Source organism: Modicisalibacter tunisiensis (genome assembly GCF_020148005.1).
In the GTDB taxonomy this organism is placed as follows: domain Bacteria; phylum Pseudomonadota; class Gammaproteobacteria; order Pseudomonadales; family Halomonadaceae; genus Modicisalibacter; species Modicisalibacter tunisiensis.
In genome coordinates this window covers 2,600,820-2,622,604 of the sequence record NZ_JAGXFD010000001.1, presented here as the reverse complement: position 1 = coordinate 2,622,604, position 21,785 = coordinate 2,600,820, and the positions used below count along the sequence as shown (strand labels likewise).

The 21,785-nt window shown below is 67.9% G+C and carries 25 protein-coding genes; 7 read left to right on the top strand and 18 right to left on the bottom strand.

Features of this window, described 5'->3' with window-relative positions; all coding sequences use genetic code 11:
* The first annotated feature begins 36 nt into the window (after positions 1-36).
* The gene (locus KGQ91_RS12275; protein ID WP_224414946.1) at positions 37-615 is read left to right on the top strand and encodes a superoxide dismutase; all 579 of its coding nucleotides are present in this window, start codon (positions 37-39) and stop codon (positions 613-615) included.
* 107 nt (positions 616-722) lie between these two features.
* On the opposite strand, the gene KGQ91_RS12270 is transcribed toward KGQ91_RS12275, so the two are convergent.
* Both KGQ91_RS12270 and galU read right to left on the bottom strand, forming a co-directional pair.
* A complete protein-coding gene (locus KGQ91_RS12270) occupies positions 723-2,009 on the bottom strand; it encodes a nucleotide sugar dehydrogenase (RefSeq protein WP_224421089.1) in 1,287 nt (428 codons plus the stop codon).
* Between the two features lie 3 nt (positions 2,010-2,012).
* Positions 2,013-2,900 carry a UTP--glucose-1-phosphate uridylyltransferase GalU gene (gene galU / locus KGQ91_RS12265; RefSeq protein ID WP_163648668.1) on the bottom strand — a complete coding sequence of 296 codons (888 nt, stop codon included), beginning with the start codon at positions 2,898-2,900 and terminating at the stop codon, positions 2,013-2,015.
* A 370-nt stretch (positions 2,901-3,270) separates the two neighbouring features.
* On the opposite strand from galU, the gene ubiG reads away from it, so the two are divergent.
* Positions 3,271-4,002: a bifunctional 2-polyprenyl-6-hydroxyphenol methylase/3-demethylubiquinol 3-O-methyltransferase UbiG gene (gene ubiG / locus KGQ91_RS12260; protein WP_163648669.1), complete on the top strand. Its 732-nt coding sequence runs from the start codon at positions 3,271-3,273 to the stop codon at positions 4,000-4,002.
* Positions 3,999-4,670 (top strand): HAD-IA family hydrolase, encoded by a 672-nt coding sequence (locus tag KGQ91_RS12255; RefSeq protein WP_224421088.1) that lies wholly within the window; start codon positions 3,999-4,001, stop codon positions 4,668-4,670. The genes ubiG and KGQ91_RS12255 overlap by 4 nt, the downstream gene beginning before the upstream one ends.
* A 22-nt stretch (positions 4,671-4,692) precedes the next feature.
* On the opposite strand, the gene KGQ91_RS12250 is transcribed toward KGQ91_RS12255, so the two are convergent.
* The 14 genes from KGQ91_RS12250 to KGQ91_RS12185 form a co-directional block, all read right to left on the bottom strand.
* Positions 4,693-5,454, bottom strand: a complete 762-nt coding sequence (locus KGQ91_RS12250) for a YciK family oxidoreductase (protein ID WP_224421087.1) — start codon at positions 5,452-5,454, stop codon at positions 4,693-4,695.
* Positions 5,455-5,484: 30 nt separating this feature from the next.
* The gene (ybgF, locus tag KGQ91_RS12245; protein ID WP_224421086.1) at positions 5,485-6,282 is read right to left on the bottom strand and encodes a tol-pal system protein YbgF; all 798 of its coding nucleotides are present in this window, start codon (positions 6,280-6,282) and stop codon (positions 5,485-5,487) included.
* Between the two features lie 61 nt (positions 6,283-6,343).
* Entirely contained in the window at positions 6,344-6,895 is a 552-nt protein-coding gene (pal, locus tag KGQ91_RS12240; protein WP_224421085.1) for a peptidoglycan-associated lipoprotein Pal, read from the bottom strand.
* Between the two features lie 61 nt (positions 6,896-6,956).
* Entirely contained in the window at positions 6,957-8,243 is a 1,287-nt protein-coding gene (tolB, locus tag KGQ91_RS12235; RefSeq protein WP_224421084.1) for a Tol-Pal system beta propeller repeat protein TolB, read from the bottom strand.
* A complete protein-coding gene (tolA, locus tag KGQ91_RS12230) occupies positions 8,243-9,334 on the bottom strand; it encodes a cell envelope integrity protein TolA (RefSeq protein WP_224421083.1) in 1,092 nt (363 codons plus the stop codon). The genes tolB and tolA overlap by 1 nt, the downstream gene beginning before the upstream one ends.
* A gap of 9 nt (positions 9,335-9,343) precedes the next feature.
* Positions 9,344-9,784 carry a protein TolR gene (gene tolR, locus KGQ91_RS12225; protein WP_224421412.1) on the bottom strand — a complete coding sequence of 147 codons (441 nt, stop codon included), beginning with the start codon at positions 9,782-9,784 and terminating at the stop codon, positions 9,344-9,346.
* A 13-nt stretch (positions 9,785-9,797) separates the two neighbouring features.
* On the bottom strand, positions 9,798-10,487 hold the full coding sequence (gene tolQ, locus KGQ91_RS12220; protein WP_224421082.1) for a protein TolQ: 690 nt from the start codon (positions 10,485-10,487) through the stop codon (positions 9,798-9,800).
* Positions 10,484-10,903, bottom strand: coding sequence for a tol-pal system-associated acyl-CoA thioesterase (ybgC, locus tag KGQ91_RS12215; protein ID WP_318010284.1), 420 nt, complete (start codon positions 10,901-10,903; stop codon positions 10,484-10,486). Before ybgC ends, tolQ begins: the two co-directional genes overlap by 4 nt.
* A complete protein-coding gene (ruvB, locus tag KGQ91_RS12210) occupies positions 10,900-11,937 on the bottom strand; it encodes a Holliday junction branch migration DNA helicase RuvB (protein ID WP_224421081.1) in 1,038 nt (345 codons plus the stop codon). The genes ybgC and ruvB overlap by 4 nt, the downstream gene beginning before the upstream one ends.
* A gap of 6 nt (positions 11,938-11,943) precedes the next feature.
* On the bottom strand, positions 11,944-12,549 hold the full coding sequence (gene ruvA, locus KGQ91_RS12205; RefSeq protein WP_224414956.1) for a Holliday junction branch migration protein RuvA: 606 nt from the start codon (positions 12,547-12,549) through the stop codon (positions 11,944-11,946).
* 72 nt (positions 12,550-12,621) lie between these two features.
* Positions 12,622-13,161 (bottom strand): crossover junction endodeoxyribonuclease RuvC, encoded by a 540-nt coding sequence (ruvC, locus tag KGQ91_RS12200; RefSeq protein WP_224414957.1) that lies wholly within the window; start codon positions 13,159-13,161, stop codon positions 12,622-12,624.
* 42 nt (positions 13,162-13,203) lie between these two features.
* Positions 13,204-13,953: a YebC/PmpR family DNA-binding transcriptional regulator gene (locus tag KGQ91_RS12195; protein WP_224414958.1), complete on the bottom strand. Its 750-nt coding sequence runs from the start codon at positions 13,951-13,953 to the stop codon at positions 13,204-13,206.
* A 101-nt stretch (positions 13,954-14,054) separates the two neighbouring features.
* Positions 14,055-15,836: an aspartate--tRNA ligase gene (aspS, locus tag KGQ91_RS12190; protein ID WP_224421080.1), complete on the bottom strand. Its 1,782-nt coding sequence runs from the start codon at positions 15,834-15,836 to the stop codon at positions 14,055-14,057.
* 64 nt (positions 15,837-15,900) lie between these two features.
* Positions 15,901-16,173, bottom strand: a complete 273-nt coding sequence (locus KGQ91_RS12185; protein ID WP_224421079.1) for an FmdB family zinc ribbon protein — start codon at positions 16,171-16,173, stop codon at positions 15,901-15,903.
* A 192-nt stretch (positions 16,174-16,365) separates the two neighbouring features.
* Between KGQ91_RS12185 and KGQ91_RS12180 the strand changes: the two genes are divergently transcribed.
* From KGQ91_RS12180 to KGQ91_RS12170, 3 genes are all read left to right on the top strand, one after another.
* On the top strand, positions 16,366-17,316 hold the full coding sequence (locus tag KGQ91_RS12180; RefSeq protein ID WP_224414961.1) for a D-2-hydroxyacid dehydrogenase: 951 nt from the start codon (positions 16,366-16,368) through the stop codon (positions 17,314-17,316).
* Between the two features lie 98 nt (positions 17,317-17,414).
* The gene (locus tag KGQ91_RS12175) at positions 17,415-18,335 is read left to right on the top strand and encodes a ribokinase (RefSeq protein ID WP_224421078.1); all 921 of its coding nucleotides are present in this window, start codon (positions 17,415-17,417) and stop codon (positions 18,333-18,335) included.
* Positions 18,336-18,370: 35 nt separating this feature from the next.
* Complete coding sequence (locus KGQ91_RS12170) at positions 18,371-19,315, top strand: nucleoside hydrolase (RefSeq protein WP_224421077.1); 945 nt, start codon at positions 18,371-18,373, stop codon at positions 19,313-19,315.
* Between the two features lie 8 nt (positions 19,316-19,323).
* On the opposite strand, the gene yccX is transcribed toward KGQ91_RS12170, so the two are convergent.
* Both yccX and KGQ91_RS12160 read right to left on the bottom strand, forming a co-directional pair.
* Complete coding sequence (gene yccX, locus KGQ91_RS12165; RefSeq protein WP_163648696.1) at positions 19,324-19,596, bottom strand: acylphosphatase; 273 nt, start codon at positions 19,594-19,596, stop codon at positions 19,324-19,326.
* Between the two features lie 48 nt (positions 19,597-19,644).
* Positions 19,645-20,550, bottom strand: coding sequence for a YihY/virulence factor BrkB family protein (locus KGQ91_RS12160; RefSeq protein WP_224421076.1), 906 nt, complete (start codon positions 20,548-20,550; stop codon positions 19,645-19,647).
* A 133-nt stretch (positions 20,551-20,683) separates the two neighbouring features.
* Between KGQ91_RS12160 and KGQ91_RS12155 the strand changes: the two genes are divergently transcribed.
* Positions 20,684-21,781 carry a bifunctional nicotinamide-nucleotide adenylyltransferase/Nudix hydroxylase gene (locus tag KGQ91_RS12155; protein ID WP_224421075.1) on the top strand — a complete coding sequence of 366 codons (1,098 nt, stop codon included), beginning with the start codon at positions 20,684-20,686 and terminating at the stop codon, positions 21,779-21,781.
* Positions 21,782-21,785 lie beyond the last annotated feature (4 nt).

Sequence of the window (21,785 nt, the reverse complement as noted above, 5' to 3'; positions counted from 1 at the left end):
CTGTATTCCACGGTGATTCAAGACAAGGAGTTGACCATGGCATTTGAACTGCCCGCCCTGCCCTACGAGAAGAACGCGCTGGAACCGCACATCTCCGCGGAAACCCTCGAGTACCACTATGGCAAGCACCACCAGGCCTATGTCACCAAGCTCAACGACATGACCAAGGGCACCGACGACGAGAACAAGTCGCTCGAGGAAATCGTCAAGTCCGCCTCCGGCGGCCTGTTCAACCAGGCGGCCCAGGTGTGGAACCACACCTTCTACTGGCACTGCCTGTCGCCGAATGGCGGTGGCGAGCCGAGCGGCGCCCTGGCCGAGGCCATCAACGCCAAGTTCGGCTCCTTCGACAAGTTCAAGGAAGCGTTCAACACCAAGGCCGCCGGCAACTTCGGCTCCGGCTGGACCTGGCTGATCAAGACCGCCGACGGCGGCGTCGACATCGTCAACACCGATGACGCCGACACCCCGATCGCCCACGGCCAGACGCCGCTGCTGACCATCGATGTCTGGGAGCACGCCTACTACATCGACTATCGCAACGCGCGTCCGAAGTACCTGGATGCCGTGTGGAACATCCTCAACTGGGACTTTGTCGCCCAGAACTTCGGCTGATCACGATGCATCGGCCCGCCCGGCCATCGCGGCCGGGCTCCCAAACAACAGCGCCCCGCATCTTCTGCGGGGCGCTGTTCGTTCGGGCGTTCGCTGCCTGATCCGCCTCACGGGTCGGCGCGACGGCCGATTCCCCGATAGACCAGGCCACGCGCGGCCACGTAGACCGGATCGTAGATATTGCGGCCATCGAGCACCAGCCTCGCCGACAGCGTCTCGCCCAGCCGTCGCCAGTCCGGATTCCAGTAGCACTTCCACTCCGTGACCAGCATCAGCGCATCGGCACCCTCGCAGGCCTCGTAGGGATCCTGATCGAGCAGGGTCAGCAGCGGATGATTGCCGACCACCTGGCGCAATGCCGGCAGGGCCGCCGGGTCGTGCAGGCGCACGTGCACGCCCTGGGCCCACAGCGCCCGCAGCAGGGTCAGCACCGGCGCGTGGTCGATGCGCGTGGTGCCCGGCTTGAACGCCGCACCCCAGATCGCCACGGTGCGCCCCTGCAGCTGGCCGTGAAAGTGGGTCCACAGCTTGCGGAACAGCGTTTCCTTCTTGTGCTCGTTGATATCGAGCACCTGCTCGAGCAGCTGGGACTCGCGCCCCGTCTCGTGCTGGACGTCCGCCAGGCGCATCAGATCGCGCGAGAAGTTGGGCCCGCCGAAGCCGCAGCCCGGGTAGAGATACTCGTAGCCGATGCGCGTGTCCGCCCCCATGCCCTGGCGAACATGCTCCACGTCCACGCCCAGCGAGTCGGCCAGGCCGGCAACCTCGTTCATGTAACTGATGCGCGTCGCCAGCATGCCGTTGATCGCCAGCTTGGTCAGCTCGGCGGCGCGCCGCGGCATGCGCTGGAAGACCTCGGCGCGGCGATTGAAGGCCCGCAGCAGCTCGCGCACCTGGTCGCCCGCCCAGTCATCCTCGCAGCCGAGCAGCCACCGCGTGGGGCGGGTGAAGACCTGCCAGGCCCGGCCTTCCTCGAGCATGTCGGGCAGCACCACCGCCACCTGGGAAGCATGGCGCAGCAGCCCTTCGAGCGACTCGGTCTGGCCGACCGGGAAGGTAGAGTTGTTGACCACCACCAGCGGCGCGTGCTGCTGGCCGGCCACGGTATCGACGAAACGCTCGGCCGCCTCGCGCTGATCCGGGGCCAGGGCCAGCCAGACGATGTCCATTTCCTCGCCGGCCGGCGGCGCCTCGACCAGGCGCAGGGTGCCCGAACGCCGGCTGGCCTCCAGCTGCTCACCCACCTGGGGTTCGCGGGCCAGCCAGTCGGCCTCGGCCAGTTGCTGCCAGGGCGCATCCGGATGGGGCAGCCAGGTGACCTGATGGCCCACCGAGGACAGGGCCGCGGCGGCGGTGGCCGCGGCGAGTTCGCTTCCGTGAAGAAGGATTCGCATGGCTTACTCCTCGCCGGCGTAGCGCGCGAGCAGCGCCTGGAACCCTTCACCGAACTTGGGGTGGCGCTTGGCGTACACCAGCGTCGCCTCGAGATACCCGAGCTGGTGACCGCAGTCGTAGGTGGCGCCCTGCATGCGATAGGCGGCCACCGGCTGCGTCTCGCGCAGGCGATCGATGGCGTCGGTCAGCTGGATCTCGTTGCCGGCGCCGGGCGGCGTCTCGGCCAGCAGCGCAAAGATCTCGCCGGGCAGCAGATAGCGGCCGATGACCGCGAGGGTGGACGGCGCCTCCTCGACACTGGGCTTTTCCACCATGCCGGTGATCGGCGCGCTGCCACCCGGGGCCGGCGTGTCGCCGTCGAGCGCGACGATGCCGTACTTGTGGGTCATCTCGCGGGGCACGTTCTCGACCATGATCTGGGCGGCACCGCTGCTCTCGTAGGCCTCGATCATGCCGGCCAGGTCATTGCGGGCCATGCCCTCGTCGTCCACCAGCACGTCGGGCAGCAGGACCGCAAACGGCTCGTCGCCGACCACCGGGCGGGCACACAGCACGGCGTGGCCCAGCCCCAGCGCCTCGGGCTGACGCACCGCGATGATGCTCACGTCGTCCGGCACGATGGCACGCACCTCGGCCAGGAGCTCGTCCTTGCCCTTGGCCTCGAGCATCGACTCCAGCTCGAAGTGCTTGTCGAAGTGGTTCTCGATCGCCCCCTTGCTGGAGTGCGTCACCAGGACGATCTCCTTGATGCCGGCCTTGACGGCTTCCTCGACGACGTACTGGATCACCGGCTTGTCGACGATGGTGATCATTTCCTTGGGGATGGCCTTGGAGGCCGGGAGACAACGGGTGCCGAGACCGGCGACGGGGAGAACTGCCTTGCGGATCATGGGTCCCTCCTCATGGATCAATGAATCGATTATGCCAGAGCGGCATGCGGCTCGCTGCGTCCTGCAAGAGCCGCCATCAAGGATGCAGATGCCAGTCCACACCCTGTGGTTCACGAACGATAACATCGTTACGGCCGAATGGGGATGGGCCGAGACTGGATGACCGCCTCCGACATCCCGGGGCGATTCGTCACCCGGCATCCCCAAAGTCGACCGATAACGAGTAGAATGCGGGCACGCGACGCAGGCGACCCACATGGCAGACGATACCCGCCTGCGCATCGCATTCTGCATGGCGCTCCGGGATCCGGCAACTCGCCCCCGGCCCGCCAGGCATTCAGGCCGTCACCAGCCAACCGGGAGAGGCGCAATGACCCAGGGGCAGACCGACCCGCACCGCCACAATGTCGATCATCAGGAAATCGCCAAGTTCGAGGCACTGGCCAGCCGCTGGTGGGATCCCGACAGCGAGTTCAAGCCACTCCACGAGATCAATCCCCTGCGTCTGGACTTCATCGACGCGCGCGCCGGACTGGCCGGCAAGACGGTGATCGATGTCGGCTGCGGCGGCGGCATCCTCAGCGAGGCCATGGCCCACCGCGGCGCCACCGTGACCGGCATCGACCTCGGCGAGGCCCCGCTGGCGGTAGCCCGCCTGCATCAGCAGGAAAGCGGTGTCGAGGTCGACTACCGGCACGCCAGCGCCGAGGAGATGGCACAGGCCCACCCCGGGGCGTTCGACATCGTCACCTGCCTGGAGATGCTCGAGCACGTGCCGGACCCGGCCGCCGTGGTGCGCGCCTGCGCGACCCTGGTGCGCCCCGGCGGCCACGTCTTCTTCTCCACCATCAACCGCAATCCCAAGGCCTATGCCTTCGCCATCCTGGGTGCCGAGTACGTGCTGGGCCTGCTGCCCAAGGGCACGCACGAGTACCGCAAGTTCATCCGCCCCTCCGAACTGTCGAACTGGTGCCGTGCCACCGGGCTGCGGATCCGCGAGCAGAGCGGGCTGACCTACAATCCGGTGACGCGCCGCTACCGGCTCGCCCCGCGGGATGTCTCGGTCAACTACCTGATGCACTGCACGCTGGACACGCCATGAACGGCTCGCGTCGCCCCGGCAGCCCCGCGGGGCTGCTGTTCGACCTGGACGGCACCCTGATCGACACGGCCCCCGACCTGGCGCGGGCCACCAACGCCCTGCGCGCCCACCACGGCTTGCCCGAACTGCCCTATGCGGTGATTCGCGCCCAGGTCTCCAACGGCGGCAGCGCGCTGGTGCAGCTGGCGCTGGGGCTCGAGGCGGCCCACCCGCAACATGCCGAGGCGCGCCAGTTCCTGCTCGACCGCTATGCCGAGGCCGTCGCCGTGGACAGCCGCGTCTTTCCCGGGCTGGAGGCCGTGCTGGGCGCCTGGTCGCGGCCGTCGCCGGCCTGGGGCATCGTCACCAACAAGCCCCGCGCCTATGCGGCACCCTTGATCGATGCCCTGGGGCTGACCCCCGGCGTGCTGCTGTGTGCCGACGACCTGCCGGTCAAGAAGCCCGATCCGGCCCCGCTGCATGCCGCCGCGCACCGGCTGGGGCTGGCCGCCGAGGCCTGCTGGTACATCGGCGATCATGCCCGCGACATGCAGGCCGCCCGTGCCGCCGGCATGACCGCCGTGGCCGTGGGTTACGGCTATCTCGATGAAAGCGAGGATCGCGAGAGCTGGCAGGCCGACCACTGGTTCGAGACCCCGGCGGCCCTGGCGTCGGCGCTGCTGGGCTGACAGCGCCCGACGCCCCGGCGCCTCACCGGGCGGGGGGCTGGGCGTCGAAGCGCTCGCCGGTGTGGCCGCGGCTGTCCGGCCCCATCAGCCACAGGTAGGTGGGCATGATCGCCTCCGGGGTGCGCAGGGTCGCGGGGTCCTCGTCCGGCGCCGCCTCGGCACGCATGGCGGTACGCGTGCGCCCCGGGTTGAGGCTGTTGACGCGGATGGCCGTCTCCGCCTCGAGCTCGGCGGCCAGCACCTGCACGAAGCCCTCGGTGGCGAACTTGGACACCGCATAGGCGCCCCAGAGGGCGCGTCCCCTGCGTCCCACGCCGGACGACGTGAAGATCACCGACGCATCCGGCGAGGCCTCGAGCAGCGGCAACAGGGCCCGGGTCATCCAGATCGGGCCATTGATGTTGACCTGCATGACGCGCTCCCACAGCTCGGGCTCGTAATCGGCAAAGGGCCTCAGGCCACCGAGCAGGCCGGCGTTGTGCAGCACCCCGTCCAGGCGGCCGAATTCGCTGCCGATCCGGTCGGCGAGTTCCTGATAATCCTTGTGGGTCGCGCCCTCGAAGTTGAGAGGGAAGATCGCCGGTTGCGCCCCGCCCTGCGCCTCGATCTCGTCATAGACGGCCTCGAGCTTGCCCAGGGTACGCCCCAGCAGCACCACGGTGGCGCCGTGGGCCGCGTAGCTCAGGGCGGCGGCCCGCCCGATGCCGTCCCCGGCCCCGGTGACCAGAATCACCCGCCCGGCCAGCAGTCCGGGCGGTGCCTGGTAGTCGATCTTGCAGGACATGTAGCTTGCCCTCCTGGTCGATGAACGCGCCTACAACCCGGACTGGTTGAGGAAATCCTGGGCCATGCCGGCCGCATTGCTGTCAGGATAGTCCTTGACCACCCGAGTCAACAGTTCCTTGCCGGCATCCGGTTTCCCCTGGCGCGCCTTGAGCAGCCCCAGCTTGTAGAGCGCATCCGGCACCTTGCCGCTCTGCGGATAGGACTCGATCACCGTATTGAATGCCTTGGCCGCCGAATCCAGCTCGGAGCGTGCCGAGTAGAGTTCGCCCAGCCAGTAGTAGCCGTTGGGACGCAGCGGTGACTGCGGGTAGTCCTTGACGAACGCCTCGAAGGCCTGGATCGCCGCCTGGAAATCCCGCGCCTGCACCTTGGCAAAGGCCGCCTGATAGGCCTGCCGACCGGCCTGGCTGGAGTCGCTCGCCTCACCGCCGGACGCTGTGCTTCCCGACGCGGAAGTGGGTTCATTGCCGGTATCGGAGGATGACGCCCCGCTCTGCCCCGACGCGCCACCGGCGCCACTGCCACTACCGCTCATGGCGTCGATACGCTTCTCGAGATCCAGGTAGCGCTGATGCGACAGGCTCTTCTGCTGTTCGAGCTGATAACGCAGCTCCTCGAGCTGGCCTCGCAGCTCCTTGATCGTGCGCTGGTTTTCCTTCAGCTGATTGAACAGCACCAGGTTGCCGCCGGGTTCTTCGCGCGCCTGGGTCTGCTGGTAGAAATTGCCTTTTCCGGCCGAGAGATCCTCGACGACCGGGGCGGCCCAGACTGCCAGCGGGAGCAGCAGGACGCCGGCACCGCATAGTCCCTGCAGGGTGCGTTTCATGTTCGCCTCCGCTCGGATACCGGCCCGGGGCGACACGCGCCCCGGGCCCGGCCTACCGTGATCAGTACGCCACTACCACGCGACGATTCTTGGCATAGCTCTGCTTGGAATGGCCCTCGACCGCCGGGCGCTCTTCACCATAGCTCACCACGTCGATCTGTGACGGCGACACGCCCTGCACGCTCAGGTACTGTTCGACCGCCTGGGCACGCCGCTCGCCCAGCCCCAGGTTGTACTCCCGGGTGCCGCGCTCGTCGGCATGGCCCTGCAGCACCACGTGGGCGTCGGGATGACGGCGCAGGTACTGCGCATGGGCGTTCAGGACCGACTCGAACTCGGGACGAATGGTGTCCTGGTCGAAGCCGAAGTAGATGGTGCGCACGTCGGGGATGCCGGCCTGCTGCTGCGAGGAGCCCTCGCCGCCCAGCTGGCTGCCGCTGACCTGGCCGCTGCTCACTCCCTGACCGCTGGTACCGCCACCCATGCCGGCGCCCCCGGCGGCACCGCTGCCGTCGAAGCTGCCATCCTGGGTGCCGCCGGTGCTGGAGCAGCCCGCCATCACGGCGAGCGACAGGGCGACGGCCAGGCTCTTGGCGTACGGAACGAACTTCATTGTGATCTCCTTGCTCGGGATACGAAAAGATACGCCCTCAGGGCATGAAACAGGGATATTGTCAGTTCAGGAACGGCGACCAGGCGGGCTCACGGACATCGCCCTGAGCCGAGGGCAGGCGATAGGAGGCCTTGCCGTCCGCCGAGACGACCCCCAGGATGCCCTGATTCCCCCGCTGGGTAGCGAAGATTACCATGGCGCCATTGGGCGCAACACTCGGCGACTCGTCCCACTGGGTATCGGTGAGCACCGTCAGCCGGTCGGTCTCCAGATTCTGCTTGGCGACATGAAATCCGCGACTGTCACGGTGGATCAGGAACAGGCTCTTGCCATCCGGCGCGAAACGCCCCCGTGAATTGTAGTCCCCGGTGAAGGTCACGCGCTGCGTACGATCGCTGTTGAGATCATGACGGTACAGCTGCGGGCCGCCGCTGCGGTCCGAGGTGAAGATCAGGCTGCGGCCGTCCGGCGCCCAGGCCGGCTCGGTATCGATGGCCCCGTTGCGCGTGATCCGGGTGAGCTTGCGCGTGGCGATATCCATGATGTAGATCTCCGGCTGGCCGTCCTTGGACAGCGACATCGCCAGGCGCCGGCCGTCGGGTGACCACACCGGGGCCCCGTTGATGCCCTTGAAGTCGGTCAGCTGCACGCGCTGGCCGGTCGCCAGGTTCTGCACATAGATGGCCGAATTGCCGGTCTCGAAGGAGACGTAGGCCAGCTTGCCGCCATCCGGCGACCAGGACGGCGACATGATCGGGTCGTCGGAGCTCAGGATCTGGTGGCTGTTGTGGCCGTCGGCATCGGCGACATGCAGCGCGAACTGGCGCTTGTCCCCGGCCCCCTGGGCGGTGACGTAGGCGATGCGGGTCGAGAAGGCACCCCGCGTTCCGGTGATCGCCTCGTAGACCTTGTCGCTGACGTAGTGGGCTCCGGCCCGCAGCTGGCCGGCCGAGACCGTCAGCGTCTCGCCGAGCATGCGCTTCTCGCCGTAGACATCCATCAGCTCGAAGCGGATGCGATACTGATCCCCCTGGGGCGTGACCTGACCGACGAGCACGTAATTGCTGTCCACGGACCGCCAGTCGCGGAAGTAGACCTCATCGGCGCTGTGGGGCGTGGCGACCAGGGTGTCCCGGGGCAGCGGCGCGAACTGGCCGCTGCGCGACAGATCGCTCTCGACGATGCCGGACAGGTCCTCGGGGAGCTGGGCGCCATCGGTCGCGAACGGCACGATGGCGATGGGGATCGCCTGGTCGCTGCCCTTGGTGATCTGAATGGTCAGGTCGGCGCTGGCCAGGCTGCTGAACAACAGCAGCCAGCCGAACAGGAGGGGAGTCAGTCGTTTCATCAGCGCACATCCTCAGGGTTGAAGTCGAGATTGAACTCGCGGAACTGGCGTTGGGCGGCGGTCGGCAGCGACTGCATCTCGCGGAAGGGAGCCGCCCGCTCCACGGCCTGCAGCACCGAGCGATCGAAGGCCGCGTTCCCGCTGCTCTCGCGAATGCTGGCATCGACCAGCTCGCCGGTGGGTAACAGCGTAATACGAACCACGGCACGCTGCTGATCGCCGGCGGACGACGGGATGATCCAGGCCTGTTCGACGGCCTGCTTGACCAGGTTCTTGAAGCCATTGGCGGCCTCGCGCGCCTGACGCGCATTGGCGATCGCCTGCTCCTCGCCGGCGATGGACTGGGCCAGCGCCTGCTCGGAAGCCTGGCGTGCCGCCTCGGCGGCCCGCTTGGCCTGTGCCTCCGCCTTCTTGCGCGCCGCCTCTTCCGCCTGACGCTGTTTCTTCTCGGCCTCCGCCTTCTGGCGGGCGGCTTCCTCCGCCTGGCGCTGCTTCTCGGCTTCGGCCTTCTTGCGAGCCGCCTCTTCCGCCTGACGCTGCTTCTCGGCCTCCGCCCTCTGGCGGGCGGCTTCCTCCGCCTGACGCTGCTTCTCGGCTTCGGCCTTCTTGCGCGCCGCCTCCTCCGCCTGGCGCTGCTTCTCGGCCTCGGCCTTCTGACGGGCGGCCTGCCGGGCCTCCTCCGCGCGGCGCCGGGCGGCCTCCTGCGCCTGCTCCCGAGCCTGGTTCAGGGCCTGCAGCTCGGCTGCGTGCTGCTTTTCCGCCGCGGCCTTTTCCTGGCGCGCCGCTTCTGCTGCCTGACGCTGCTTCTCGGCTTCAGCCCTTGCCGCCGCCTGCTCGGCCTGCTGTTGCGTCGGCTCAGCCTCTTGCGGCTTGCTGGCCTCGGCCGCACTTGCCCCGGCCTGCTGGGCACGCTGGGCCTTGTCGGTCGCCGTCTCGCTACGCACCAGAGTCGCCTTGACGATCGCCGACGAGGTCGGCTCGGGGTCGCTGGCCGGCCAGCGCAACAGGGTTATCGCCAGCACGCCAACATGCAGGCCGACGGCCAGGATCACGGGCAGGCCGTAACCCACCCGCTTCTTCGCTCTAGCCATGTCGATGCCTCACTGCTCGGCCGGCGGGGGATCGGAAATCAGCCCCACGTTGGGCACACCGGCCGACTGCAGCGCCCCCATCAGCGTCACCACCTGGCCGTAGGCCACGTTCTGGTCGCCCTTGACCATGACCGGTGTCTGCGGCTTGCGCTTGAGAATGGCCACCACCTTGGTGCTGAGCTCGTCGAGGGTCAGCGGCGTCTCGCCGTCGCCCAGCGACAGGAAGTACTGGCCATCGCGATCGACCGACACCACCAGGGGTTCGCTGTTCTCGTCGGTCTTGATCGGCTTCGAGGCCACCTTGGGCAGCTCCACCTGGACGCCCTGGGTCATCATCGGCGCGGTGATCATGAAGATCACCAGCAGCACCAGCATCACGTCGATGAAGGGCACGACATTGATCTCGCCCATGGGCTTGCGCCGCGGGCCACGATTGAAGGGTCCATGCATCATGACGGGCTCCTCAGGCGGCGTCGCGCTCGTCGCGTCCCTGCAGGTTGCGGTGCAGGATGGAATGAAACTCCTCGGCGAAATCCTCGTACTGACCCAGCAGCCGACTGGAAAGCGCCGACAGGCGATTGTAGAAGATCACCGCCGGGATGGCCGCGAACAGCCCCATCGCCGTGGCGATGAGTGCCTCGGCGATCCACGGCGCCACCGTGGAGAGCGTGGCCTGCTGCGCCATCGACAGCCCCATGAAGGAGCCCATGATGCCCCAGACGGTGCCGAACAGGCCGATGTAGGGGCTGGCGGAAGCCACCGTGGCCAGGAAGGTCAGATGCTGGTTGAGACGTTCCTCCTCGCGCGACCAGGCCACCCGCATCGCGCGCTGCACGCCGTCGAGAATCGCCTGGCTGCTGCGGGTCTTGGGCAGCAGCCGGTTGAACTCGCGAAAGCCGGCACGAAAGAGATGCTCGGCGCCCTCGACATCCTGTTCGGCGGGCGTCACGCGATACAGCTCGTTGAGATCGACCCCGGACCAGAAGCGATCCTCGAAGGCGCGATGGGCCTTGCGGGCCCGGCGCAGGACGAAGCCGCGCTGGAAGATCACCGCCCAGGAGGCCACGGAGCCCACGATCAGCAGCAGCATCACCAGCTGGACCACCAGGCTGGCATTGAGTATCAGGTGCGGGATGGAGAGAGAGTCGTTCACGGCGTCCTCGTCAGTGATTGCGGTTGTTCCTTCAGGGCCGCGGCCAGGGCCGCCGGCCAGCGCGTGGGGCGAAGCCGCGTCGCGTCGACACACGCAATATCGACGTCCGCGTCGCACAGGGGTTCCCCGCCCGCCAGTACCTGCTGATGAAAGCGCACGCGACATGACGTGGCCTCGACCACCGACGCGGTGACCTGCAGCCGGTCGTCGAGTCGGGCGGGCTTGGCATAGCGACAGGTCAGCCGGTGCACCACCAGCTGGACGCCGTCGTCGAACAGTTCGCGCTGGGTCAGCCCCGATGCGCGCAGCCATTCGCTGCGTGCCCGCTCCATGTACTTGAGATAGTTGACGTAATAGACGATACCGCCGGCGTCGGTATCCTCGATGTAGACCGTGACGGGCATCGCGAAGCTCATACGTGTGCCTCGCTGCCGCCGTCGGGCGTGCCCCCCAGCGCCTCCAGGCCGAAGTGACGATAGGCCTGGCCGGTGACCATGCGCCCGCGAGCGGTGCGCAGCATGAAGCCCTGCTGGATCAGGTAGGGCTCGATGACATCCTCGATGGTATCCCGCTCCTCGCTGATCGCCGCGGCCAGGCTGTCGACACCTACCGGCCCGCCGTCGAACTTCTCGATCATCGCCAGCAGCAGGCGCCGATCCATGTGATCGAGCCCGTGACTGTCGACATGCAGCATGTTCAGCGCCTGGTCGGCGATGTCGGCGGTCAGGCGCCCGTCGCCGCGAATCTCGGCGAAGTCGCGGACCCGCCGCAGCAGCCGGTTGGCGATGCGCGGCGTGCCCCGGGCCCGGCGTGCCACCTCGGCCGCTCCGTCGCCTTCCGCCTCGATGCCCAGCAGACGCGCCGAGCGGGCGACGATCTCGGTGAGCTCGTCGATGGCGTAGAACTCGAGGCGCTGGACGATGCCGAAGCGGTCGCGCAACGGCGAGGTCAGCAGCCCGGCCCGGGTCGTCGCCCCCACCAGGGTGAAGCGCGGCAGGTCCAGCTTGATGGAGCGGGCCGCCGGCCCCTCGCCGATCATGATGTCGAGCTGGAAGTCTTCCATCGCCGGATAGAGCACCTCCTCGACGGCCGCGGGCAGGCGATGGATCTCGTCGATGAACAGCACATCGCCGGGCTGCAGGTTGGTGAGCATCGCCGCCAGGTCGCCCGCCCGCTCCAGCACCGGCCCCGAGGTGGACTTGATGTCGACCTCCATCTCCGAGGCGATGATGTTGGCCAGGGTGGTCTTGCCCAGGCCCGGGGGGCCGAATACCAGGGTATGGTCGAGGCTGTCGCCCCGGCGCCGGGCCGCGCTGATGAAGATATCGAGCTGCTCGCGGACCCGCGGCTGACCGATGTAGTCACCCAGCCGGCGCGGGCGGATGGCATAATCGTGGCGCACTTCGCCGGCCTGCGGCGCGGCGGCGATCAGACGGTCACTTTCGATCATGGTGCGTCATCCCGTGAACTGGCGCGACAGGGCCGCCTTGATCAGTGCCTCGGTGGACAGCTCGTCCTCCAGCCCGGACAGCAGCCGGCTCGCCTCGGTGGGCTTGTAGCCCAGTGACACCAGCGCCGCCTCCGCATCGCCGCGCGGATCGCTCGCCGGGGTGGTCGACGGGGCCTGACCGGCCGGCAACGTCTCGTCGCCGCCGACCCAGTGCGGGAAGCGGTCCTGCATCTCGACGATCAGGCGTTCGGCGGTCTTCTTGCCGACGCCCGGCAGCCGCGTCAACGCCTTGACGTCGCTGTCCATGACACAGCGAATGAACTGGTCCTGCTCCATGCCGGAGAGGATCGCCAGCGCCAGCTTGGGACCGACGCCGTTGACCTTCACCAGCGCACGGAACAGGGCCCGCTCGGGCTCGTCGATGAAGCCGTAGAGCAGGTGCGCATCGTCACGAATGCTCAGGTGGGTATGGAGCTGCACGGTCTCGCCGATCCCGGGCAAGGCCAGCAGCGTGTTCATCGAGGCTTCCAGCTCGTAACCGACGCCCTGGACATCGATGACCAGCCAGGGGGGCTGTTTTTCCAGCAGGGTGCCTCGCAGGCGTCCAATCATGCACTTGCGTCCCTTGGTATGACTGGGGAGTCACTATACTGATCGCCCCCGCAGCTGACCAGCGGCGCCCGCTCAGGAATCGGGCGTGAACTCGCGCCACGCCTGGCGACCGCCGCGCCGGCGTCCACGGCGTGCTTCCGGCAACAGTCCGCGACTGGCATAGGAATACGTCAGGGCGATGGCCAGGGCGTCGGCGGCGTCCTCCGGTGGCGCGGCATTGAGCGAGAGCAGTGCCGTCACCATGTGCTGGACCTGCGCCTTGTCCGCCGCGCCGGTGCCGGTCACCGCCTGCTTGACCTGACGGGCGGCGTACTCGTGCACCGGCAGACCATGGTTGGCGGCGCAGACGATCGCCGTGCCCCGCGCCTGCCCCAGCTTGAGCGCCGAGTCCGGGTTGCGCGCGAGGAATACCTGCTCGATGGCGAACACCGCGGGCGCGTGACGCGCGATCAGCTCGGCGACCCCGGCGTAGACCTGGGCGAGCTTCTGGGCCAGCTCGCCGGGCTGGATGCGGATGCAGCCACTGGCGACATAGGCCGGGCGCGACCCCGAGACATCCAGCACGCCGTAGCCGGTGATCCGCGAGCCCGGGTCGATCCCCAGCACGATCATCGCACCCTCCCCGGTGCGCCGGCCGCCGGTGCGCCGGCCGGGTCACTCCAGCTCGGCGAGCACGTCATCGGTAAAGTCCGCATTGGAATAGACGTTCTGCACATCGTCGAGATCCTCGAGACGCTCGAACAGCTTGATCACCTGGCGAGCCACCTCGCCATCGGCGATGGCCGAGTAGCTCTCGGGAAACATGCCCACTTCGCTGCGCTCGGGCTCGAGGCCGGCAGCCGCGAGGGCATCCTTCACCTCACCGAAGGCCTTCGGCGTGGTGATGACCTCGAAGGTCCCGTCATCGTGGGTCGTGACGTCCTCGGCACCGCCTTCCAGCGCCGCCTCCATGATCGCCTCCTCGTCGCTGCCGGCCGGGAAGCTCAAGCGCCCCTGCTTGCTGAACAGAAACGCCACCGATCCGGTCGTACCCAGATTGCCGCCGTGCTTGTTGAAGGCGTGGCGCACATCGGACACCGTGCGGTTGCGATTGTCGGTCAGGCATTCGACGTAGATGGCCACCCCGTCGGGCCCGTAGCCCTCGTAGACGGCCTCCTCCATGTGGTCGTCGTCACCGGTGCCGGCGCCCCGGTCGACCGCCCGCTGGATGGTGTCCTTGGTCATGTTGCTGGCCAGCGCCTTGTCGATGGCCGCCCGCAGCCGCGGGTTGTCCGCGGGCTCGCCGCCGCCCTCGCGCGCCGCCACGGTCAGCTCGCGGATCAGCTTGGTGAAGACCTTGCCCTTCTTGGCATCCTGAGCGGCCTTGCGGTGCTTGATGTTTGCCCATTTGCTGTGGCCAGCCATGCAAAAAGCCTCCTGATCAACAAGACCGGCGCCGCTGGGATCAGGGGCGCCGGTGTGGATGGGAGAAAATCAGCGTCATCGCCGACGCTAGCCCCTCGGGCTCACGAGGCGTCGTCGCCGACCTTCGGCTTGTGACGCAGCCGGATGTTGAGCTCCTTGAGCTGCTCGGCGCTGACCTCGCCCGGGGCATCGGTCATCAGGCACGCGGCACTCTGGGTCTTCGGGAAGGCGATCACCTCGCGGATGGTCCGCGCGCCGGTCATCAGCATCACCAGCCGGTCGAGCCCGAATGCCAGGCCGCCGTGGGGCGGTGCACCGAACTTCAGGGCGTCGAGCAGGAAGCCGAACTTCTCGTTGGCCTCTTCCTCGCCGATGCCCAGCACGTCGAGTACCGCGCGCTGCATGGCCTGGTCGTGAATACGGATCGAGCCGCCGCCCAGTTCGGTGCCGTTGAGCACCATGTCATAGGCCCGCGACAGCGCCTCGACGGGATTGGCCTTGAGCGTCTCGACGTCGCAGGACGGCGCCGTGAACGGATGGTGCAATGCCTGCAGGCGCGCGCTGCCGTCATCCTCGAACATCGGGAAGTCGACCACCCACAGCGGTGCCCACTCCCGGGTATAGAGCTCGAGATCCTCGCCCAGCTTGACGCGCAGCGCGCCGATCGCCTCGCTGACGACGCGCGCCGTGTCGGCGCCGAAGAAGATGATGTCGCCGTCCTCGGCACCCACGCGGTCGAGCAGCGTCTCGATGATGCCGTCCATGAACTTGACGATCGGCGACTGCAGGCCCTCGAGGCCCTTGGCGCGCTCGTTGACCTTGATCCAGGCCAGCCCCTTGGCGCCGTAGATGCCGACGAACTTGGTGTACTCGTCGATCTCCTTGCGGGTCAGGCGGGCACCGCCCGGCACCCGGAGCGCCGCCACACGGCCGTCGTCGGCCCTGGCCGGGCCGGAGAACACCTTGAAGTCGACATCCTTCATCAGGTCGTCGACATCCACCAGCTCCAGCGGAATGCGCAGGTCCGGCTTGTCGGAACCGTAGCGACGCATGGCCTCGGCGTAGGGCATGCGCGGGAACTCGGGCAGCTCGACATCGAGCACGTCCTTGAACAGCTGACGAATCATGCGCTCGGTGATGCCCATGATCGCATCCTCGTCGACGAACGAGGCCTCGAGGTCGATCTGGGTGAATTCCGGCTGACGGTCGGCGCGCAGGTCCTCGTCGCGGAAGCACTTGGCGATCTGGTAGTAGCGATCCAGCCCGGACACCATCAGCAGCTGCTTGAACAGCTGCGGTGACTGCGGCAGGGCGAAGAACTGCCCCTCGTGGGTACGGCTGGGCACCAGGTAGTCACGGGCGCCCTCCGGGGTGGCGCGGGTGAGAATCGGCGTCTCGATGTCGAGGAAGCCCTCGCCCTCGAGGTAGGCACGCACGCTGTGGGTGATCCGCGAGCGCAGCCGCAGCTTGTCGATCATCTCCGGGCGACGCAGGTCGATGTAACGGTGCTTGAGACGCACCTCCTCGCCGACCTTGCCGTGCTCGTCGAGCTGGAACGGCGGCGTCGCGGCGGTGTTGAGCACCTCGACATCCTTGGCCAGCACCTCGATCAGGCCGGTGGGCATGCCCGGGTTCTGGGTCCCCTCCGGGCGCATACGCACGCGCCCGCGAATGCGCAGCACGAATTCGCTGCGGGCACGGTCAGCGCTGGCGAAGGCCTCGGGGGTGTCGGGATCGACCACGACCTGAGCGATGCCGTCGCGATCGCGCATGTCGAGGAAGATGACCCCGCCGTGGTCACGGCGGCGGTGGACCCACCCGCAGAGCGTGACCTCCTGATCCACCAGAGTCTCGTTCAACTGGCCGCAATAATGGCTGCGCATGTCAAATCCTGTTCCGTTGCTATGTAGGGTGTGCCACCGCCGGCGGCGGCCGGCGGGGTTGTTGTCAGGCCGAGGCCTTGCCGTTCGTCGCGGCCCCCGACGACGTGGCATCGCCGCTCTTGCCGGAATCGCCGGCCAGGTTGCGCTTGGTGCCGCCCGACTTGAAGTCGGTCTCGTACCAGCCGCCGCCCGCCAGCCGGAAGCCGGCCGCGGACACCAGACGCGACAGCTCGCTGGCCTCGCAGGCCGGACAGTCCGTCAGCGCCGGCGCGCTGATCTTCTGCAGCTTTTCCAGACGATGGCCACAGGCCTTGCACTCATATTCGTAGATGGGCATCGTTCTAATCACTCTGTGACGGAATCTTGACCGCAGGCCCTGACACGGGCCCGGCGATTCCCGATATGTGGCCGCTCGCCGTGCTTTCCAAGCCTGCCGCGAAAGCCGCATATTATAGCGTGCTGCGGCCCCCGGCGGGCAAGTTATGCCCGCCTTGGCCGCCAATGACGATCTGCCGAACAAGGGAACCGCATGAAAGCCGTACTGCTGGACGCCGCCACGCTGGGTGACGACATCGACCTCGAGCCGATCCGCCGCCATGTCGACAGCCTCGACGTGCATGACCTCACCCGCCCCGACCAGTGCCGCGAACGCCTGGCCGGGGCCGAGGTGGCCCTGGTCAACAAGGTGGTGCTCGACGAGGCCCTGCTCGCCGAGCTGCCCGATCTGCGGCTGATCTGTGTCCTGGCCACGGGCACCAACAACATCGACATGGCCGCCGCCGAGCGTCACGGCATCAGCGTGCGCAACGTCACCGCCTACGGCACGGCCAGCGTCGCCCAGCACACCCTGATGCTGATGCTCAGCCTCGCCAACCGGCTGCCCCGCTACCAGCACGACCTGCGCAACGGTGCCTGGCAGCGCGCCCCGATCTTCTGTCTGCTCGACCATCGCACCCTGCAGCTCGACGGCAAGCGCCTGGTCATCGTCGGCAGCGGCGAGCTCGGCCGCGCCGTGGCCCGACTCGCCGAGGCCTTCGGCATGGAGGTCCGCTTCGCCGCCCGTCCCGGCAACGAGGCTCACGACACCCGCCCGTCGCTGGCCGAACTGGCCCCGGACGCCGACATCATCAGCCTTCACTGCCCGTTGACCGAGGCCACCCGCCACCTGGTCGACGACGCCCTGCTCGTGCGCCTCAAGCCGGATGCCCTGCTCATCAATTGCGCCCGCGGCGGCATCATCGACGAGCAAGCTGCCCTTTGTGCCCTGCGTGAAGACCGCCTGGGCGGTCTGGGCGTCGATGTCCTGCCTGACGAGCCGCCGCGTGACGGTCACCCGCTACTGGAGGCGCTGAACGAGCCGCTCAACCTGATCGTCACGCCGCACAATGCCTGGATCAGCCCCGAAGCCCGGGCGAATGTCGTCGCACTTACGGTGGAAAACCTGAAGGCTTATCGGGCAGCGGCAGATATGAAGAAGTAGCAAAAAAAGATAACGGTATAAAAACCCGGCTTGCCCACCCATCGTGATGCTCGCTACGCTGTTGCGCGTGGCGAGGCCAGGCTGCCCGCGGAGGCCACATGCTCTTCAACTATGGTTCGGTCAATATCGATCACGTCTACCGGGTCCCGCACCTGGTCAGGCCCGGCGAAACCCTGACCAGTCACGGCTATCGCCAGGTACTCGGCGGCAAGGGCGCCAACCAGTCGCTGGCGGTGGCCCGAGCCGGCGGCCAGGTCACCCACTGGGGGCGGCTCGGCCAGCATGATCGCTGGGCGCTGGAAACGCTGGCCAGTGCCGGCGTCAATACCGTGCATATCGAGCTGACCGCCGAACCCAGCGGCCATGCCGTGATCCAGGTCGACGATCATGGCGAAAACGCCATCATCCTCCATCCCGGTGCCAACCACGGCTTCACCGATGCCCGCCTCGATGCCCTGATGACCTCCGTGCAGCCGGGCGACTGGCTGCTGCTGCAGAACGAGTGCAACGCCCTCGAGCGCCTGATCAATCGCGCCGTCGCCCGGGAGCTCAATATCGCCTTCAATCCGGCCCCGATGGGGGCCAGCATCCTGCGCCTGCCGCTCGAGCAGTGCCGGCTGCTGTTCCTGAATCGCGGCGAAGCCGCCGCCCTCGTCGGCCGCGAGGACGAGGACGATCTCGACGGCCTGCTAACAGCACTGCGCCAACGCCTGCCCGGCTGCGAGGTGGTACTGACCCTGGGCGGCGACGGCGTCTGCTACCAGGATGACGCGCGGCGGCTGCACCTGCCGGCCCATCCGGTCGAGGCGGTCGATACCACGGCCGCCGGCGACACCTTCATCGGCTATTTCATGGCGGCGCGCCAGCAGGGGCAGGCCATCGTCCCGGCCCTGCGCCTGGCGAGTGCCGCGGCCGCACTGTGCGTCCAGCGCGAAGGGGCGGCCCCCAGCATCCCGGTCGTCAGCGAAGTGACCGAGGTCACTCGCGACTGGGACGCGCTGCCGCTCGACGAAAGCTGAAGGTTCTTCCATCGCCTCAACGCAAGGAGTCCTGCATGGCGACACCCATCATCTTCGATACCGACCCCGGCGTGGATGACGCCCAGGCGATTGCCATCGCCCTCGCCCACCCCGACATCGAGCTGCTGGGGCTGACCACCACCTTCGGCAACGTCGAGGTCGAGACGGCGACTCACAATGCCCTGCTGCTCAGCGAGCTGGCCGGCCAGTCGATCCCCGTCGCCCAGGGGGCCGCGGCACCGCTGGTCAAGCCCAAGGCGCCGGCACCCGCGCACATCCATGGCGCCGACGGCCTGGGCAACATCGACCTGCCGGCCGTGACCGGCAAGCCGCAACCGGTGAGCGCCGCCCAGTTCATTGTCGACACGGTGAACGCGCGCCCCGGCGAGGTCACCCTGGTCGCCGTGGGGCCGCTGGGCAATCTGGCGGCCGCCCTGCAGCTCGACCCCGGCATCGTCGACCGGGTCAGGCGGGTGGTGATCATGGGCGGATCGATCCGCGAGGGCGGCAACGTGACGCCGGTCGCGGAAGCCAACCTGTACAACGACCCGCACGCCGGGGCCCGGGTCCTGACCGCCGGCTGGCCATTGACCCTGGTGGGGCTCGACGCCACCCACCGCTGCGTGCTCGACCCCGAGGCCATGGAGCGCATCGCCGCAGCCCAGGGCGAGCTGGGCCGCGTGCTCGCCGAGAGCTATACCTTCTACAAGGATTTCTACCGGCAGGCCCTGGGCATCAATGGCTGCTGCCCGCACGACAGCTGCTCGCTGGCCTGGCTGATGAAGCCGGAGCTGTTCACGACCCAGCGTGGCCACCTGAATGTGGTGACCGAAGGCCCCGCCATGGGGCAAACCGTTTTCGCGCCCGAAGGGCGTCCGTTCATCACCGAACAGTGGTCCACCACCCCATTGGCCGAGGTCTGCCTGAATGCCGACGGCCCGGCCGTGATCGACTGGATCGTCGAAACCCTGGGCGGCTGAGCTGCTGCCTAGTGTGTCGTGAAGTCGTCGTGGGGCTGCCAGTCGATATCGACCGCTTCGACATGGGCCACCTGCGCCGCCGGTGGCCCCTGCCACAGCCAGTCCACGACGCTGTCCACGGCCTCGCGATGGCCACACAGGACCACCTCGACGCTGCCATCCTCACAGTTCACCGCGTAGCCCGTCACCCCGGCTTCCCGGGCCTGGGACTGGGTGGCAGCCCGAAACCACACGCCCTGGACCTTGCCGGTCACACGTGCCTGTACACAACGCTGGCTCATTCGTCACCTCCTGCTAATCCTGCCGCCGATCGCCAGTGCAGCGCGGCATCATCCATCCAGCAGCTCGCGTCGCACGCGCACGGCCACGCCACGAGGCTGTATCACCCGGCCCCGGGATTCGTAGTGCGCCCGGGTCAGGGCCACGCCGAACAAAACGATAAGGGAACTGTAGTAAACCCATAACAGCAGCAACACCAGTGACGCCGCGGCGCCGTAGGTCGATGCGGTGGCGGTATAAGCCAGATAGACCGCAATCGCGTAGCGCCCCAGGGAAAAGAGCACGGCCGTGATCACCGCTCCGGGCAGTACATCCCGCCAGCCGAGCACCACGTCGGGCAGCACCCTGAACAGGGCCGCGAAGAACAGCGCCGCGACGAGCAGCGAAACCGCCAGCTCCCCGCCACTCAGCAGCCGCTCGCTCCAGGGCAGCCAGTCGCCCAGAAAATGGAAGGTGCTGCGCAGCGCCACCCCCAGCACCAGCGAGACCAGCAGCACGAAACCGATCGACAGCACCACCGCCAGCGACAGCAGGCGCTGCTTGATCCAGATCAGCAGGCTGCTGCGCTGCGGGTTGGCAGTGACGCCCCACAGCACGTTGAACGAATACTGCAGCTGGGCGAAGACCGTGGTCGCGCCGATCAGCAGGACCCCCGCCCCCACCAGCGCCGGCAGCCGGGCCGACATCGCGGGCCGCGCCGCCGCCACGGCACGACGGACCGCGTCCGCCGCCTCGGGGCCGACCAGCGTCTGCAGATGGGCGACGATCTGCCCCTGGGCGGCCGGTTCGCCGAGCACCACCCCCAGCACCGCGACCGCGATGATCACCGTGGGTGCCAGCGAGAACAGCGTGTAGAAGGCCAGCGATCCCGCAAAGCTGAACGCATTGCTGGTCAGCCACAGGGTGATGGCGGCGCGCACGATGGTCGCGGCACGACGAAGCCGTTCGACAGGCACGAGAGACTCCCGACACGAGAAGAACTCCCAGCATAATCGACATGACGCCGGCCACAAGCCCATGCCCTGCGGCCAGCTTGCAGCCTCCCGGGACGGCCACCATAATGGCCGCGCCCTTTCGACCGGAGACCCTATGGTGCCCACCCCCGCCCAGACGCCGACACCGCATCCCGACTTCGACTGCCTGGTGTTCATCGGCCGTTTTCAGCCGCCGCACCTGGGGCATCTGGCGGTGATCCGGGAGGCATTGAAGCGGGCAAGGCAGGTCATCGTGCTGATCGGGTCGGCCTGGCAAGCCCGTTCCCTGCGCAATCCCTGGCGCTTCGAGGAACGCCGCGACATGCTGCGCAGCGCCTTCGACGCCACCGACAACGACCGCCTGGAGATCGAGCCGCTGCTCGATGCGCTCTACAACGACGATGTCTGGGTCCGCGACGTCCAGCGCAAGGTCCGCGACGTGGCCCGCCCCTGCCATGGCAAGCTGCCGCGCATCGGCCTGATCGGCGCCAGCCGCGGCCAGTCGAGCTACTACCTGAGCCTGTTCCCGCAGTGGGAATCGGTCAGCGTGCCGTTGGTGGAGGGCATTTCCGCCAGCCACATCCGCGAACGGCTCTTTCACTCCCGGGCCTCCGGCGACGCCTACCTGGCCGACGACGCGGAGCACGACCTGCCCCGCCCCGTGCATCGGGCACTGAGCGCCTTCATGGCCACCTCATCCTGTTCCCAGCTGCTGGAGGAACAGCACCTGCTGGAGCAGTACCGCCACGCCTGGGCACAGGCGCCCTACCCGCCGATCTTCGTCACCGTCAATGCGGTGGTGGTGCAGTCGGGGCACGTGCTGCTGGTGCGGCGCAACGCGGCGCCCGGCAAGGGGCTCCTGGCGCTGCCCGGCGGGTTCATCCACCCCCAGGAGCGCCTGCTCGACGCCTGCCTGCGGGAGCTGCGCGAGCGCGTGCGCCTGAAGGTGCCCGAACCGGTGCTCAAGGGCTCGCTGCGCGATCAGCGTCTGTTCGATGACCCGCACCGCAGCTGGCGAGGCCGAACCCTGGCCGAGGCCTTCTACTTCGCCCTGCGTCCGGAGCAGCAACTGCCTCGGCTCAAGCCCGCCCGCGGCGGCGACCAGGCACGCTGGGTCGCGCTGGCCGACCTCGAACCGGAGACCCTGTTCGAGGATCACTTCTTCATCATCCAGAACTTCCTCGGCCTGCCCGCCGGCTGGGCCAGTCCCTGAGTGC

Coding starts and splice junctions, on each gene's coding strand:
- KGQ91_RS12275 (WP_224414946.1), top strand. CDS start 37: ATGGCATTTGAACTGCCCGCCCTGCCCTACGAGAAGAACGCGCTGGAA.
- KGQ91_RS12270 (WP_224421089.1), bottom strand. CDS start 2,009: ATGCGAATCCTTCTTCACGGAAGCGAACTCGCCGCGGCCACCGCCGCC.
- galU (WP_163648668.1), bottom strand. CDS start 2,900: ATGATCCGCAAGGCAGTTCTCCCCGTCGCCGGTCTCGGCACCCGTTGT.
- ubiG (WP_163648669.1), top strand. CDS start 3,271: ATGACCCAGGGGCAGACCGACCCGCACCGCCACAATGTCGATCATCAG.
- KGQ91_RS12255 (WP_224421088.1), top strand. CDS start 3,999: ATGAACGGCTCGCGTCGCCCCGGCAGCCCCGCGGGGCTGCTGTTCGAC.
- KGQ91_RS12250 (WP_224421087.1), bottom strand. CDS start 5,454: ATGTCCTGCAAGATCGACTACCAGGCACCGCCCGGACTGCTGGCCGGG.
- ybgF (WP_224421086.1), bottom strand. CDS start 6,282: ATGAAACGCACCCTGCAGGGACTATGCGGTGCCGGCGTCCTGCTGCTC.
- pal (WP_224421085.1), bottom strand. CDS start 6,895: ATGAAGTTCGTTCCGTACGCCAAGAGCCTGGCCGTCGCCCTGTCGCTC.
- tolB (WP_224421084.1), bottom strand. CDS start 8,243: ATGAAACGACTGACTCCCCTCCTGTTCGGCTGGCTGCTGTTGTTCAGC.
- tolA (WP_224421083.1), bottom strand. CDS start 9,334: ATGGCTAGAGCGAAGAAGCGGGTGGGTTACGGCCTGCCCGTGATCCTG.
- tolR (WP_224421412.1), bottom strand. CDS start 9,784: ATGCATGGACCCTTCAATCGTGGCCCGCGGCGCAAGCCCATGGGCGAG.
- ybgC (WP_318010284.1), bottom strand. CDS start 10,903: ATGAGCTTCGCGATGCCCGTCACGGTCTACATCGAGGATACCGACGCC.
- ruvB (WP_224421081.1), bottom strand. CDS start 11,937: ATGATCGAAAGTGACCGTCTGATCGCCGCCGCGCCGCAGGCCGGCGAA.
- ruvA (WP_224414956.1), bottom strand. CDS start 12,549: ATGATTGGACGCCTGCGAGGCACCCTGCTGGAAAAACAGCCCCCCTGG.
- ruvC (WP_224414957.1), bottom strand. CDS start 13,161: ATGATCGTGCTGGGGATCGACCCGGGCTCGCGGATCACCGGCTACGGC.
- KGQ91_RS12195 (WP_224414958.1), bottom strand. CDS start 13,953: ATGGCTGGCCACAGCAAATGGGCAAACATCAAGCACCGCAAGGCCGCT.
- aspS (WP_224421080.1), bottom strand. CDS start 15,836: ATGCGCAGCCATTATTGCGGCCAGTTGAACGAGACTCTGGTGGATCAG.
- KGQ91_RS12185 (WP_224421079.1), bottom strand. CDS start 16,173: ATGCCCATCTACGAATATGAGTGCAAGGCCTGTGGCCATCGTCTGGAA.
- KGQ91_RS12180 (WP_224414961.1), top strand. CDS start 16,366: ATGAAAGCCGTACTGCTGGACGCCGCCACGCTGGGTGACGACATCGAC.
- KGQ91_RS12175 (WP_224421078.1), top strand. CDS start 17,415: ATGCTCTTCAACTATGGTTCGGTCAATATCGATCACGTCTACCGGGTC.
- KGQ91_RS12170 (WP_224421077.1), top strand. CDS start 18,371: ATGGCGACACCCATCATCTTCGATACCGACCCCGGCGTGGATGACGCC.
- yccX (WP_163648696.1), bottom strand. CDS start 19,596: ATGAGCCAGCGTTGTGTACAGGCACGTGTGACCGGCAAGGTCCAGGGC.
- KGQ91_RS12155 (WP_224421075.1), top strand. CDS start 20,684: ATGGTGCCCACCCCCGCCCAGACGCCGACACCGCATCCCGACTTCGAC.